This is a genomic window from Ruegeria pomeroyi DSS-3, assembly GCF_000011965.2.
Classification (GTDB): Bacteria; Pseudomonadota; Alphaproteobacteria; order Rhodobacterales; family Rhodobacteraceae; genus Ruegeria_B; species Ruegeria_B pomeroyi.
Window position 1 is genome coordinate 2,281,503 of sequence record NC_003911.12, and the last position, 13,808, is coordinate 2,295,310.

The following is a 13,808-nucleotide window of genomic DNA, read 5'->3' on the forward strand; positions in this document are numbered from 1 at the left end:
CCCATGGCGCTGACCCCCGATTTCGAAACCTTCGCCCGCGCCTATGAGGCGGGCGAAAACCAGGTCGTTCATACCCGCCTGGCCGCCGATCTCGACACGCCGGTGTCGCTGATGCTGAAGCTGACGGGCGCCCAGAAAGACGCCTTCATGCTCGAATCGGTGACCGGGGGCGAGGTGCGCGGGCGCTATTCGATCATCGGGATGAAGCCGGACCTGATCTGGCGCTGCCATGGCGAGCAATCGGCGCTAAACCGGAAGGCGCGGTTCGACCCCGACGGGTTCCGGCCGCAAGAGGGCAATCCGCTCGACAACCTGCGCGCGCTCCTGGCCGAAAGCCGCATCGCCCTGCCCGAGGACCTGCCGCAGGCCTCGGCCGGGCTGTTCGGCTATCTCGGCTATGACATGGTGCGGCTGGTCGAACATCTGCCCGATGTGAACCCCGATCCGCTGGGCCTGCCCGATGCGGTGATGATGCGCCCCTCGGTCGTGGCGGTGCTCGACGGGGTCAAGGGCGAGGTCACCGTGGTCTCGCCCGCCTGGGTCAGCGACGGGCAATCGGCGCGCGCCGCCTATGCCCAGGCCGCCGAACGGGTGATGGATGCGGTGCGCGATCTGGAACGCGCGATGCCCGCCGAAACCCGCGATCTGGGCGAGGCGCATGAGGTCGCGCCGCCGGTGTCGAACTTCACCCGCGAGGGTTACAAGGCGGCGGTCGAAAAGGCCAAGGATTACATCCGCGCGGGCGACATCTTTCAGGTGGTGCCGGCGCAGCGCTGGACGCAGGAGTTTCCGCTGCCGCCCTTCGCGCTTTACCGCTCGCTGCGGCGCACCAACCCCTCACCCTTCATGTTCTATTTCAACTTCGGCGGCTTTCAGGTGGTCGGCGCCAGCCCCGAAATCCTGGTGCGTGTCTTTGGGCAAGAGGTGACCATTCGCCCCATCGCGGGCACCCGCCCGCGCGGCGCCACCCCCGAGGAGGATCGCGCCAACGAGGCCGATCTGCTTGCCGACAAGAAGGAACTGGCCGAACATCTGATGCTGCTCGATCTGGGCCGCAACGATGCGGGCCGGGTCAGCAAGATCGGCACCGTGCGTCCGACCGAGAAATTCATCATCGAACGCTATTCCCACGTGATGCATATCGTGTCGAACGTGGTCGGAGAGCTGGACCCGGACAAGGACGCGCTGGATGCCTTCTTTGCCGGCATGCCCGCCGGAACGGTCAGCGGCGCTCCCAAGGTGCGCGCGATGGAGATCATCGACGAGTTGGAGCCGGAAAAACGCGGCATCTACGGCGGCGGTGTCGGCTATTTCAGCGCCGGGGGCGACATGGACATGTGCATCGCGCTGCGCACCGCCATCGTCAAGGATCGCAAGCTTTACATCCAGGCCGGCGGCGGTGTGGTCTATGACAGCGACCCAGAGGCGGAATTCATGGAAACCGTGCATAAATCCAACGCCATCCGGCGCGCTGCGGCGGATGCGGCCCGGTTCATCGGATCACGCAACAGCTGATGCGCCCCCTCGACCCGCACGCACTGCCCCCGGTTCCATGGAAGAACGGCGGCGGCGTGACGCGCGAGATTGCCGGAGTGCCCGGACGCTGGCGGGTCAGCCTGGCCGAGGTGAGCGCCGAAGGGCCGTTTTCCCTTTTCCCCAGGCAGATGCGCATTTTGACCGTGGTCCACGGCTCTGGCATGGAACTGCACACAGAGGAGCAGGTACTAAAGGCGCGGTCAGGAGCGCCGCTCAGCTTCTCAGGCGATCTTCCGGTCATCGGGAAATTGCCCAACGGACCGGTGCACAACCTCAATCTGATCTTCGATCCACGTCAGGTCTCGGGCGCGCTTGCGGCCCATGCCGGAACGCGCACCGTTCCTGCCGATCCGGACGAGGTCTCGCTCTACCTCCTGCAGGGCACGGCACGCTGCGAAAACGTATCCCTGTCCGCTGGCCAGATGCTGCTGAAGCGCAAAATGCCCCTCGACCTGGGCCTTGAGGCCGTGGCGCTCTGCGTCTCGATCTCGCGCCGGAGCTGATCCTTCATTCCGCCGCAAATACGCCCGCCGGAGGCGCACAAGAAAAAGAGCGCGCCGCAGGCGCTCCTTTTGGCAGCCGCCCGGGCTCAGCCCGGATCACGCGTCAGCACCGCCGAGACCGGCGCCAGTGCCACCCGGCTGGCGCGGTCCTGCAATCCCCAGAGCAGCAGCGCCGAGATTGTGTCGGGCCGCAGCCGTCCCAACATCACCACCGCGCCCTCCTGCCCGGCGCGGAAGGCCGCCTGGTCAAGGAACCGGCGCATCACCGTCGGGCTTTGTCCGGCCCCATCGAAATCGCGGAACACCACCGCCGAGGGTACGCCGTCGCGCGCGGCCAGTTTCTGCACCGTGTTCAGCCCGTTATCCTGGGTCAGCAGTCCCCGCCCGCTGCCGCCGACAATGGCAGTGACCTGATCGGACAGCGCCCGGTTGCCCTGGATGCCGGTGCCGGTGCCTTCGAGAATACCGACGGTCTCGGGCAGCGCCTTCAGCCAGACCGCCATCGAGACCTCGGCATCCTGGGCGCTGGCAGCTGCGGGCAGATCGGCGATCAGCATCACCTCGACCCCGGCGGCGCGGTGACGGGCCATCTTTTCAGCCGCCTGCGGATCGGCCGGGTCCAGCGCAAAGGTCAGCGGATAGGGAAAATCGCGCAGCGCCTCGCTGCCCAGCCCCTCGGCATCGTCGATCAGGACAATCGACATCAGCGGCTTGTCCTCGGGGTTGTCGAATGTCGCGGCATAGGCCTCGATCGGGCGCGGGCCGCCCTCGGCCGGGGCTTCGGCGACGGCGCTGTCACGCTCGGTCAGCGGCACGACCGGGGTGCCGACGCGCGGCGCCGCGCCCTCTTCGGCCCCACCGATCTGTGGCAGGGCGGCGATGCGCGGCTTCTCTTCTTCCTGCGGCGCCTCGGGCGCGGCGGTCGCGGTATCGGGCACCGGGGCGGTGTCGGTCGCGGGCGCCTCGGCCACGCTGGCGCTCTCTTGCGCGGGCTGCGCATCGGTGGCCGTCTCCGGCACTGCGGGCGTGCTGTCCGGCAAGCTGGGAGCGGTCACTTCGGCGGTCACGCCGGTTTCGGGCGCGCTGGGCTGGGCCGGCGCCTCGGTGTTCACCTCGGGTTCGGCGCGGTCCTGCGGTGCGGCGGGGCTGGCCAGCTGCAGTTGGGTCACGCCGGAACCCGTACCCGGCACCTGCACGGCAGCGCTGTCGCTGCCCTCGGGCCGCGCGATCGTCTCGGTGGCGCCGCCGACCTGCGGCTTGCCCGCGGGCTGGCGGTCGGCCTCGTCCAGGGCGCCAAGCGTTTCGGCGCCCGGGGCCGCCTCGGGCTGGCGCGGCGCTAGCTCCACCAGATCGGCATCACGGCCCGGTGAGGCGATGCCGCCCTGTTCGGCCGGTTCCGCCGATGGTTCCGCCGCCGCCGGTGTTGCCGCCACCTCGGGACGCTGCGGCAAAGGTGTCGTCAGCGACAGCCAGGCCGCCGCCGCCAAGACCAGCACCGCCCCGGCCAATAGTCCTCCGATGAATCCGCCCATATCCTCACGCCTCTTGTTGGTCCTGCTTCGACTTTTTGCCCGTTCGCCCCGTCTGCCCTTGACGCTGCCGCGCAAGACTGAACATGTAGGGGCGCGATTACTATACCTTGGCTGGCCCCCGTGCCACCAGCCCCTAATACCCGACGGGACAAGGCTCAAGATGCTGCTCTTGATCGACAATTACGACAGTTTCACCTACAACCTCGTGCACTATCTGGGCGAGCTTGGCGCCGAGATCGAGGTGCGCCGCAACGATGCGCTGAACGTGCAGGAAGCGATGGCCATGAACCCGGCCGGCATCCTGCTCAGCCCGGGCCCCTGCGACCCCGATCAGGCGGGCATCTGCCTGGCCCTGACCGAGGCCGCCGCCGAGACCCGCACGCCATTGCTGGGTGTGTGCCTGGGACATCAGACCATCGGACAGGCCTTTGGCGGCAAGGTGGTGCGCTGCCACGAGATCGTGCATGGCAAGATGGGGCAGATGCATCACAGCGCAAAAGGGCTGTTTGCCGGCCTGCCCTCGCCGTTTGAGGCGACGCGCTATCACTCGCTGGTGGTCGAGCGCGACAGCCTGCCCGACTGTCTCGAGGTCACCGCCTGGCTTGAAGACGGCACCATCATGGGGCTGCAACACAAGGAGCTGCCGATCCATGGCGTGCAGTTCCACCCCGAATCCATCGCCTCGGAACATGGGCATGCATTGCTGCGCAACTTCCTCGACGTGATGAAGGTGCCCGCATGAGTGACGCGCTGAAACCGTTGATCGGCGCCGCCGCCGACCGTCCGCTGACCCGGGCCGAGGCCGAGCAGGCCTTTACCATCCTGTTCGATGGCGAGGCGACGCCCAGCCAGATCGGCGGTCTGCTGATGGCGCTGCGCACGCGCGGCGAAACGGTCGACGAATATGCCGCCGCCGCCGCCGTGATGCGCGCCAAATGCAATGCGGTGCGCGCGCCCGAAGGTGCGATGGATATCGTGGGCACCGGCGGCGATGGCAAGAACACGCTGAACATTTCGACCGCCACCGCCTTTGTCGTGGCCGGCGCGGGCGTCGTGGTGGCCAAACACGGCAACCGCAACCTCAGCTCGAAATCGGGTACCGCCGATTTGCAGGGCCAGATGGGAATCAACGTGATGGTTGGCCCGCAAGTGGTTGAAAAGGCTCTAAACGAGGCCGGGATCGGTTTCATGATGGCGCCCATGCATCACCCGGCCACCGCCCATGTGATGCCCACCCGGGCCGAGCTGGGCACCCGCACCATCTTCAACATTCTCGGGCCGCTCACCAACCCGGCGGGCGTGAAGCGGCAGCTGACCGGTGCCTTTACGCGCGCGTTGATCCGGCCCATGGCCGAGACGCTGGGCCTTTTGGGCTCGGAGCGCGCCTGGCTGGTGCATGGCTCGGACGGCACCGACGAGCTGACCATCACCGGAGTGAGCTGGGTCGCGGCCCTCGAGGACGGCACCGTCAAGGAGGTTGAACTGCATCCCGAGGATGCCGGCCTGCCGGTGCACCCGTTCGAGGCGATCATCGGCGGCACCCCCGAAGAGAACGCCACCGCCTTTCGTGCGCTGCTGGATGGCGCCCCCTCGGCCTATCGCGACGCGGTGCTGCTGAACGCGGCCGCCGCGCTGGTGGTGGCCGACCGCGCCGCAGACCTGCGCGAGGGTGTTGCCCTCGCCGCCCAGAGCATCGACAGCGGCCAGGCCCGCGCCAAGGTCGAGGCCCTTTCCCGCATTACACAGGACGCAAGATGACCGATACGATTCTCGACAAGATCAAGGCCTACAAGCTGGAAGAGGTTGCCGCCGACAAGGCCGCCAAACCGCTGGAGGCGGTCGAGGCCGAGGCGCGCGAGGCGGATCCGGTGCGCGGCTTTGCCGATGCGCTGATCGCGGCCACGCGCCAGGGCTATGGCCTGATTGCCGAGATCAAGAAGGCCAGCCCCTCCAAGGGTCTGATCCGCCCCGATTTCGACCCGCCCGCGCTGGCCCGCGCCTATGCCGAAGGCGGCGCCACCTGCCTGTCGGTGCTGACCGATACGCCCAGTTTCCAGGGCGCCAAATCCTATCTGACTGCTGCCCGCGCCGCCTGTGACCTGCCCGCGCTGCGCAAGGATTTCATGTATGACCCCTATCAGGTGGTCGAGGCGCGCGCGCTGGGGGCCGACTGCATCCTGATCATCATGGCCTCGGTCGACGATGCCCAGGCCGAGGAGCTGGAACAGACCGCGTTCGACTGGGGCATGGATGTGCTGATCGAGGTGCATGACGCAGAAGAGCTGGAACGCGCCGAGCGGCTGAAAAGCCCGCTGATCGGCATCAACAACCGCAACCTCAAAACCTTCGAGACGACGCTGGACACCACCCGCAAACTGTCGAAACTGGTGCCGCCCGACCGGATCATCGTCTGTGAAAGCGGGCTGAACACGCCCGCCGACCTCTCCGACATGGCGCGCCATGGCGCCCGCTGTTTCCTGATCGGCGAAAGCCTGATGCGCCAGGACGATGTAACCGGGGCAACCCGGACCCTGCTCGCCGATCCGCTGATGCCGGGAGCGATGTGATGAGCCTGACCCATTTCGATGCCAAGGGCGATGCACATATGGTCGATGTCACCGACAAGGCGGTCACCGACCGGGTGGCCGTCGCCGAGGGTTACATCAGCATGACGTCACAAACCTTTGATATCGTGTCAGAAGGGCGTGCCAAGAAGGGCGACGTTCTGGGTGTCGCCCGGCTTGCAGGCATCATGGGGGCCAAGAAGACCCCCGATCTGATCCCGCTTTGCCATCCGCTGCCGCTGACCAAGGTCGCGGTCGAACTGACCCTGGACCCCGAGCTGCCCGGCGTGCGTATCGCCGCCACGGTGCGGACCACCGGCCAGACCGGTGTCGAAATGGAGGCGCTGACCGCGGTCTCGACCGCCGCGCTCACCGTCTATGATATGGTCAAGGCGGTGGACAAGGCGATGCAGATCGGCGGCATTCGTGTAACACTGAAAGACGGTGGCAAATCAGGGCGTTACGAGGCGACATGATCACCGTCGAAGAGGCCCGTTCATTGCTGCTCGACCTGGTGGAACCGCTTGGCGCCGAAGAGGCACCGCTGGCCGAGTCCGCAGGACGGGTTCTGGCTCGCGACGTCGCCGCGACGCGCGATCAGCCACCCTTTGCCGCCGCCTCGATGGACGGGTACGCGGTGAAATCGGCCGAGGTCGAACGACACGCCATGTTCAAGGTGATCGGCGAAGCGGCGGCGGGGCACCGGTTCGATGGCCAAGTGGGCCCGGGTCAGGCGGTGCGGATCTTTACCGGCGCGCCGGTGCCGGATGGTGCGGATTTCGTTGTGATTCAAGAGGATGTCAGCCGCAGCGGCGATCTGATCACCATTACCGACGCCCCCGGTGACAAGACCAATATCCGCCCCGCTGGCGTCGATTTCCGGATCGGACAGACCCTTTCGGCCCCGCGTGTGCTGCGGCCCGAGGAGGTGGCGCTGCTGGCCTCGATGAACATTCCGCGCGTGCCGGTGCGGCGACAACCGGTTGTCGCCCTGATCTCGACCGGGGATGAGTTGGTGATGCCGGGCGAGACACCCGGACCCGATCAGATCATCGCGTCCAACACCTTTGGCCTCAAGGCCCTGTTCGAGGCCAATGGCGCCCGGGTGCGGGTGCTGCCGATCGCGCGCGACACCCGCGCCGCGCTGGTCACTGCCTTTGAGCTGGCCCGGGGCGCCGATCTGGTGATCACCATCGGCGGTGCCTCGGTCGGTGATCACGATCTGGTCGCGCAGGTGGCGGGTGAACTTGGGATGGAACAGTCCTTCTACAAGGTGCGGATGCGTCCGGGCAAACCCCTGATGGCGGGCCGGATCGGCGGCATGCCGATGGTTGGCCTTCCGGGTAACCCCGTTTCTGCAATGGTTTGCGGATATATCTTCATCCTTCCGATGCTGCGCCGGATGCTGGACCTTGACCCGGAGATTGCCCTGCGCGAGGCGGTGCTGAGCGCGCCGCTCGGCCCCAATGGCCCGCGCGAACATTACATGCGCGCCCAGGTCGAGAATGGCCAGATTGCCACCTTTGGCGATCAGGACAGCTCTCTCTTGTCGATCCTGGCGCAAGCCAACGCGCTGTTGATGCGCCCGCCCGAGGACTCGGCCCGCGCCATTGGCGAGCGGGTTCGATACCTGCCGATCTGATCCTCAAACCTCGATTGTTGACACAAAACAAGAACATGCGTAGAACAAATGTAAACGCGTGACCGGAGAGGTATGGGGAATGCTGACAAAGAAGCAACTCGATCTGCTGGAATTCATTCACAAAAGACTGCAGGCCGATGGTGTACCGCCCAGTTTTGACGAGATGAAGCTGGCGCTGGATTTGCGCTCGAAATCGGGCATTCACCGGCTGATCACCGCGCTGGAAGAGCGTGGCTTTATCCGCCGTCTCGCCCATCGCGCCCGCGCCATCGAAATCGTCAAACTTCCCGAGAGCCTGGGTGGCGAACCCACGGTGGGCTTTCAGCCCCGGGTGATCGACGGCGACCGGCCCGACCGGCCGCGCCCCGCCAATGCCGAACCGGTGACGATCCACGCAGTGGAGCTGCCGGTGATGGGCCGCATCGCCGCCGGTGTACCGATCGAGGCGATCAGCCAGGTTTCGCATCAGGTGGCCGTGCCCGGCAGCATGGTCGGCAAGGGCGAGCACTACGCGCTCGAGGTCAAAGGCGATTCGATGATCGAGGCCGGGATCAACGATGGCGATGTTGTGGTGATCCGCGAGACCTCGACCGCCGACAATGGCGATATCGTGGTGGCGCTGGTCGATGACAGCGAGGCGACGCTGAAACGGTTCTTTCGCCGTGGCGCCAGCATCGCGCTCGAGGCTGCGAACCCGGCTTACGAGACCCGCGTGCTGCCCTCGGACCGGGTACGGGTACAGGGTCGGCTGGTCGGGCTGATCCGCACCTATTGAGCCGGATCTATTGAACGGGACGCGCGGCGCCGTTCCACAGGCGCCGCCCCGACAGGTGCGCGGCGCTCTCCACGCCTTTCGGTCCGATGCTGAGCGCGCCGGTCAGGGCCAGCCGCTTTGGGTCGTAAACCTCGCAAGGCCCGTTCACCGCAAGCGGGACCGCCGAGACGATCAGTTGGGCCCTGTCGCAGTCGCTTAACCCCTGCGCCGCACGCTTGCCGGTCACATGCACGATCTCGACCTCGCCGACACGTATCTTGCGCAGCATATCCTCTCCCGGCCAGCGCGCTGCCGCCGCCATCTGGTCGGCGCCGTCGCCATCATTTTCCAGCCAGACCCCGGCGATGAACCCTGCCCCGCGCGGCTTGCTCAGCGCGCGGCCCGTCTCGGTCATCACGCCCACCAGACCGCCGGTATCGGCGATCAGGACGCCGGGCCGCTCGGCCCCGGACCAGAGCCAGAAGGCCGCCGCCATCACCGGCACGCCCGCCAGACGCGCCCGCCCGCGCCACAGCACCAGCCACAGCGCGCCCAGCGTCAGGATTGGCAGCACTACCCAATCGGGGCGCATCACGTAACCGCGCGCGCCGTCCATCCCCGCGACCCAATCGGCGACGCCCAGGATCCAGCGCAGGCCCAGCCCCATCACCTCGAGCCCGATCCAGTCGAGCCCCAGCGGCGCCAGCACCAGCGCCAGCACCGCCGCCGGGATCACCACCAGCCCCATCAGCGGTACCGACATCAGATTGGCCACCAGCCCGTAATGGGCCAGCGTGTTGAAATGCGCGGCCCCGATCGGCGCCGTCGCGAGCCCCGCAACGGCCGAGGAAATCACCACCCCCGCCACCGGATTGAGCCAGCGTGGCCCCAGCCCGATTTCGGCCTCGCGCAGCCAGCCGAACACCGCAACCAGCGCCACGGTGGCGGCAAAGCTCATCTGGAACCCCGGCCCCAGCAGCGCTTCGGGCCGCAGTACCAACACGATCAGCGCCGCCATTGCCACTGCCCGCATCGACAGTGCCCGCCGGTCGACCAGCACCGCGCACAGCATCACCGCCACCATGACAAACGCGCGCTGGGTCGCCACATTGCCGCCTGACAACGCCAGATAACCCGCCGCCACCGCCAGCGCGCCAAGCGCGGCCAGCTTGCGCACCGGCAGGCGCAGCGCCAGGGGCGGGATCAGCGACAGCGCCACCCGCAGCGCGGTAAAGACAAACCCCGCCAGCAAACCCATATGAAGGCCCGAGATTGCCAGCAGATGCGCCAGATTGCTCGCCCTCAACGCGTCAAGCGCCCCCTGGCTGACACCGCTGCGGTCACCTGTGGTGACGGCAGCGGCAAAGCCGCCTACATCGCCAGGCAGCCGCGCGCGAATATGGGCCGAGGCCGCCATGCGCAGGGTAAACACGCTCATGTCACGTTCGGACCGGTCGGGCGGCCGCGCCAGCAGCACCGGAACGCGGGTATAGCCGATCGCGCCCAGCCCCTGAAACCAGGCATGGCGGCGGAAATCGAAGCCGCCCGGCTCGACCGGCCCCTGTGGCGGCGACAGATAGGCGGTGGTCATGATCCGGCTGCCGGGTTCGGGCACACGTTCGTCACCATGCAGCGAGATCCGCACATGGCGCGGCGGCCCCGTCGGCATCCAGCGATCCAGCCGCACCTGATCCAGCGTCACCCTCAGCTTGTCCGAAGCGGACCGATCCAGCGCGACCACGCGCCCCTCGACCGGGCCGTAATAGCGCCCCTCGATCACCGGGGCGGCGACCTGATGCGCGCGCGCGCCCGCAAGAACAAACCCCGCCGCGATCAGCGCCAGCGCCCAGCCCAGCGGCGAAAAGGCGCCAGGCCGCGCCCAGGCCAAGGCGCCGACCAGCAGGGCAAACCCCGCCGCCAGCGCGTAATGGGTCAGCCCCGGTTCGACCCGCAACAGGAAATAGAACCCGATCCCCAGCGCCAGAAAAACCGGAACCCAGGGGAACAGGTGCCCACGCTGCGCCAGCAGCGCGGCCTCGATCCGTGGCAGAACGCGCATGCTTGCTCCCACTCGTCCGGCTCGTTAGACAGACCGCAGAACCCTAGCCCCCACACGGTTACCAAAAGGTAAATTGCCCACATGCCGGATCAGGTCGTCACTCGTTTTGCCCCTTCTCCCACCGGTTTCCTGCATATCGGCGGCGCCCGTACGGCGCTGTTCAACTGGCTTTACGCGCGGGGGCGCGGCGGCAAGTTCCTGCTGAGGATCGAGGATACCGACCGGGCGCGCTCGACCCCCGAGGCAACGGCGGCGATCCTGCAGGGCATGGCCTGGCTGGGGTTGGACCATGACGGCGAGGTGATCAGCCAGTTCGAGCGCGCGCCGCGCCATGCCGAAGTGGCGCTGGAGCTGCTGGCCCAGGGCAAGGCCTACAAGTGTTTCTCGACTCAGGACGAAATCCAGGCCTTTCGCGAGGCAGCCCAGGCCGAGAAACGCTCGACCCTGTTCCGCAGCCCCTGGCGCGACGCCGATCCGGCGACCCATCCGGACGCGCCTTATGTGATCCGCATCAAGGCGCCGCAAAGCGGCGAGACGGTGATCCGCGACCAGGTGCAGGGCGATGTGACCATCCGCAACGACCAGCTGGACGATATGGTGCTGCTGCGCTCGGACGGGACACCGGTCTATATGCTCGCGGTGGTGGTCGATGACCACGACATGGGGGTGACCCATGTGATCCGGGGCGACGACCATCTGAACAACGCCGCGCGCCAGATGATGATCTATCAGGCGATGGGCTGGGAGGTGCCGGTCTGGGCCCATATTCCGCTGATCCACGGGCCCGATGGCAAGAAACTGTCGAAACGCCACGGCGCGCTGGGGGCGCAGGAATATCAGGCCATGGGCTATCCCGCCGCGGGCATGCGCAACTATCTGGCGCGGCTGGGCTGGAGCCATGGCGATGATGAGTTCTTTACCGATGCGCAGGCCCGCGAGTGGTTCGATCTGGATGGAATCGGCAAGTCCCCGGCCCGGTTCGACCTGAAAAAACTGGAGAATCTGAGCGGCCAGCATATTGCCGTCTCGGATGATGCTGCATTGCGGCATGAAATCGAAGCCTATCTGGCGGCGGCGGGTCTGCCCGCTCTCACCCAGACACAATCGGGTGATCTGGAACGTGCGATGTATTGCCTCAAGGACCGGGCGCGCACCTTTCCTGAACTTATTGAAAAAGCTGCATTTGTCCTGGCATCCCGTCCGATCAGCCCGGATGAGAAGGCTGCCGCCGCACTGGCGTCTGTATCCGATGGTATACTGGCAGAATTGACGCCGCAGTTGCAAAATGCTAGCTGGACAAGAGAGAGTCTGGAAGAAGCGTTGAACGCTTTTGCCGAGGCGCATGGAACCAAGTTCGGCAAGCTTGCCGCGCCCCTTCGGGCCGCGCTGGCCGGGCGGGCGGTGACGCCCTCGGTTTTTGACATGATGCTGGTGCTGGGCCGCGACGAGAGTCTGGCCCGTCTCCGGGACGCTGCACATCCGGCCTGACGTTCACGATCAGGCAATGTTGCGCGGTTATGACCTGGGCTTGCGCGGCTGCGCGCAGGCCCTGATGCATGTGAGGCGCCGTATTCCGTGCGTGTCCATGCCTGCCATGAGGAAGGGAATTCGATGACTGAAGAAAAGAAAACCGCCACGCTTAGCCTGAACGGTCAATCCTACGATTTGCCGGTGTATTCGCCCTCGGCGGGCCCGGACGTGATCGACATCCGCAAACTCTATGGTCAGGCCGGCGTGTTCACCTATGACCCGGGCTTCACCTCGACGGCGAGCTGCGACAGCACCATCACCTATATCGATGGCGAACTGGGCGAGCTGCTGCATCGGGGCTATCCGATCGACCAGCTGGCGGCCAAGTCGCATTACCTCGAGGTCTGCTATCTGCTGCTGTACGGTGAACTGCCGACCGCGGCCGCTCTCGAGAAGTTCGAGACCACGATCACCCGCCACACCATGATCCACGAGCAGATGCACTATTTCTTCCGCGGCTTCCGCCGCGATGCGCATCCGATGGCGACCATGGTGGGTGTGGTCGGCGCGATGTCGGCCTTCTATCACGACTCGACCGATATCGCCGACCCGCATCAGCGCGAGATCGCCAGCCACCGCCTGATCGCCAAGATGCCGACCATCGCGGCGATGGCGTATAAATACTCGATCGGCCAGCCGTTCATGTATCCGCGCAACGATCTGGATTACGCGGCCAACTTCCTGCAGATGTGTTTTGCCGTCCCGGCCGAGCATTATCATGTCGACCCGATCCTGGCCCGCGCCATGGACCGGATTTTCACGCTGCATGCCGATCACGAGCAGAACGCCTCGACCTCGACCGTGCGTCTGGCGTCGTCCTCGGGCGCGAACCCGTTTGCCTGTATCGCCGCCGGTATCGCCTGTCTCTGGGGTCCCGCCCATGGCGGCGCCAACCAGGCCTGCCTGGAGATGCTGAAAGAGATCGGCTCGCCCGACCGCATCCCCGAGTTCATCGCCCGCGCCAAGGACAAGAACGATCCGTTCCGCCTGATGGGCTTTGGTCACCGCGTCTACAAGAACTTCGATCCGCGCGCGACGGTGATGAAACAGTCCGCCGACGAGGTGCTGGACCTGCTGGGTGTGGAAAACAACCCGATCCTGGCCACCGCCAAGGAACTGGAACGCGCCGCCCTGGCCGATGACTATTTCGCCGAGAAGAAGCTGTTCCCGAATGTCGACTTCTATTCGGGTATCATCCTCGAGGCGATGGGCTTCCCGACCTCGATGTTCACGCCCATCTTCGCGGTATCGCGGACCGTGGGTTGGGTCAGCCAGTGGAAAGAGCAGCTGGCCGATCCGCAGCACAAGATCGGCCGCCCGCGTCAGCTGTACCTCGGCTCTACCGCGCGCGACTATGTGGATATCGAAGACCGCTGATTTCCACACCATCCGGTTTCAGACCCCGGCGGAGCGCTCTGCCGGGGTTTTTCTTTGCCACCGGGATGCAGGCGCGGCCAGCGGTCCGCAGGGTCGGCGCGAATCTGCCGCCCTCCCTTGCGCACCGGCCCCACCCCGCTGTTTCCAGTTTCAGAGTCTATCCGCGCCCGCGCGCAGTATCGTTGACCCAGGGTAAACGCCAACCGCTTCAAAACCCGCCAACCAGCTGTAAATGCGTCAATTTCGTGGCGAGAATGCGGCACAGCCGGTAGCGTCAGCTCCTGAATTTGGGTGCGGTTTAGTAGGGGGTT

12 protein-coding genes are annotated in these 13,808 nt (G+C 66.2%); 10 read left to right on the forward strand and 2 right to left on the reverse strand.

From position 1 onward, the window contains the following. Nucleotides 1-3 precede the first annotated feature (3 nt). Together trpE and SPO_RS22205 are read left to right on the forward strand one after the other, a co-directional pair. Nucleotides 4-1,515 carry an anthranilate synthase component I gene (gene trpE, locus SPO_RS10880; RefSeq protein ID WP_011047869.1) on the forward strand — a complete coding sequence of 504 codons (1,512 nt, stop codon included), beginning with the start codon at nucleotides 4-6 and terminating at the stop codon, nucleotides 1,513-1,515. After that, the gene (locus SPO_RS22205) at nucleotides 1,515-2,039 is read left to right on the forward strand and encodes a HutD/Ves family protein (RefSeq protein WP_011047870.1); all 525 of its coding nucleotides are present in this window, start codon (nucleotides 1,515-1,517) and stop codon (nucleotides 2,037-2,039) included. The genes trpE and SPO_RS22205 overlap by 1 nt, the downstream gene beginning before the upstream one ends. Nucleotides 2,040-2,125: 86 nt before the next feature. Here SPO_RS22205 and SPO_RS10890 read toward each other — a convergent pair whose 3' ends face one another. Continuing rightward, entirely contained in the window at nucleotides 2,126-3,571 is a 1,446-nt protein-coding gene (locus SPO_RS10890; protein WP_011047871.1) for a divergent polysaccharide deacetylase family protein, read from the reverse strand. A gap of 160 nt (nucleotides 3,572-3,731) precedes the next feature. On the opposite strand from SPO_RS10890, the gene SPO_RS10895 reads away from it, so the two are divergent. The 6 genes from SPO_RS10895 (at nucleotide 3,732) to lexA (ending at nucleotide 8,552) form a co-directional block, all read left to right on the forward strand. After that, nucleotides 3,732-4,313: an anthranilate synthase component II gene (locus tag SPO_RS10895; protein ID WP_011047872.1), complete on the forward strand. Its 582-nt coding sequence runs from the start codon at nucleotides 3,732-3,734 to the stop codon at nucleotides 4,311-4,313. Then, nucleotides 4,310-5,329 carry an anthranilate phosphoribosyltransferase gene (gene trpD, locus SPO_RS10900; protein WP_011047873.1) on the forward strand — a complete coding sequence of 340 codons (1,020 nt, stop codon included), beginning with the start codon at nucleotides 4,310-4,312 and terminating at the stop codon, nucleotides 5,327-5,329. The genes SPO_RS10895 and trpD overlap by 4 nt, the downstream gene beginning before the upstream one ends. After that, nucleotides 5,326-6,138 carry an indole-3-glycerol phosphate synthase TrpC gene (gene trpC / locus SPO_RS10905; protein ID WP_011047874.1) on the forward strand — a complete coding sequence of 271 codons (813 nt, stop codon included), beginning with the start codon at nucleotides 5,326-5,328 and terminating at the stop codon, nucleotides 6,136-6,138. Before trpD ends, trpC begins: the two co-directional genes overlap by 4 nt. Next, on the forward strand, nucleotides 6,138-6,611 hold the full coding sequence (gene moaC, locus SPO_RS10910) for a cyclic pyranopterin monophosphate synthase MoaC (protein ID WP_011047875.1): 474 nt from the start codon (nucleotides 6,138-6,140) through the stop codon (nucleotides 6,609-6,611). The genes trpC and moaC overlap by 1 nt, the downstream gene beginning before the upstream one ends. Then, on the forward strand, nucleotides 6,608-7,777 hold the full coding sequence (gene glp, locus SPO_RS10915; RefSeq protein WP_011047876.1) for a molybdopterin molybdotransferase MoeA: 1,170 nt from the start codon (nucleotides 6,608-6,610) through the stop codon (nucleotides 7,775-7,777). The genes moaC and glp overlap by 4 nt, the downstream gene beginning before the upstream one ends. Nucleotides 7,778-7,856: 79 nt before the next feature. After that, nucleotides 7,857-8,552, forward strand: a complete 696-nt coding sequence (gene lexA / locus SPO_RS10920) for a transcriptional repressor LexA (RefSeq protein ID WP_011047877.1) — start codon at nucleotides 7,857-7,859, stop codon at nucleotides 8,550-8,552. A 7-nt stretch (nucleotides 8,553-8,559) separates the two neighbouring features. Here lexA and SPO_RS10925 read toward each other — a convergent pair whose 3' ends face one another. After that, complete coding sequence (locus SPO_RS10925) at nucleotides 8,560-10,590, reverse strand: ComEC/Rec2 family competence protein (RefSeq protein ID WP_011047878.1); 2,031 nt, start codon at nucleotides 10,588-10,590, stop codon at nucleotides 8,560-8,562. Nucleotides 10,591-10,671: 81 nt separating this feature from the next. Between SPO_RS10925 and gltX the strand changes: the two genes are divergently transcribed. Both gltX and SPO_RS10935 read left to right on the forward strand, forming a co-directional pair. Further along, the gene (gltX, locus tag SPO_RS10930; protein ID WP_011047879.1) at nucleotides 10,672-12,078 is read left to right on the forward strand and encodes a glutamate--tRNA ligase; all 1,407 of its coding nucleotides are present in this window, start codon (nucleotides 10,672-10,674) and stop codon (nucleotides 12,076-12,078) included. A 123-nt stretch (nucleotides 12,079-12,201) separates the two neighbouring features. Continuing rightward, entirely contained in the window at nucleotides 12,202-13,497 is a 1,296-nt protein-coding gene (locus tag SPO_RS10935; protein ID WP_011047880.1) for a citrate synthase, read from the forward strand. The last annotated feature ends 311 nt before the right edge of the window (nucleotides 13,498-13,808 follow it).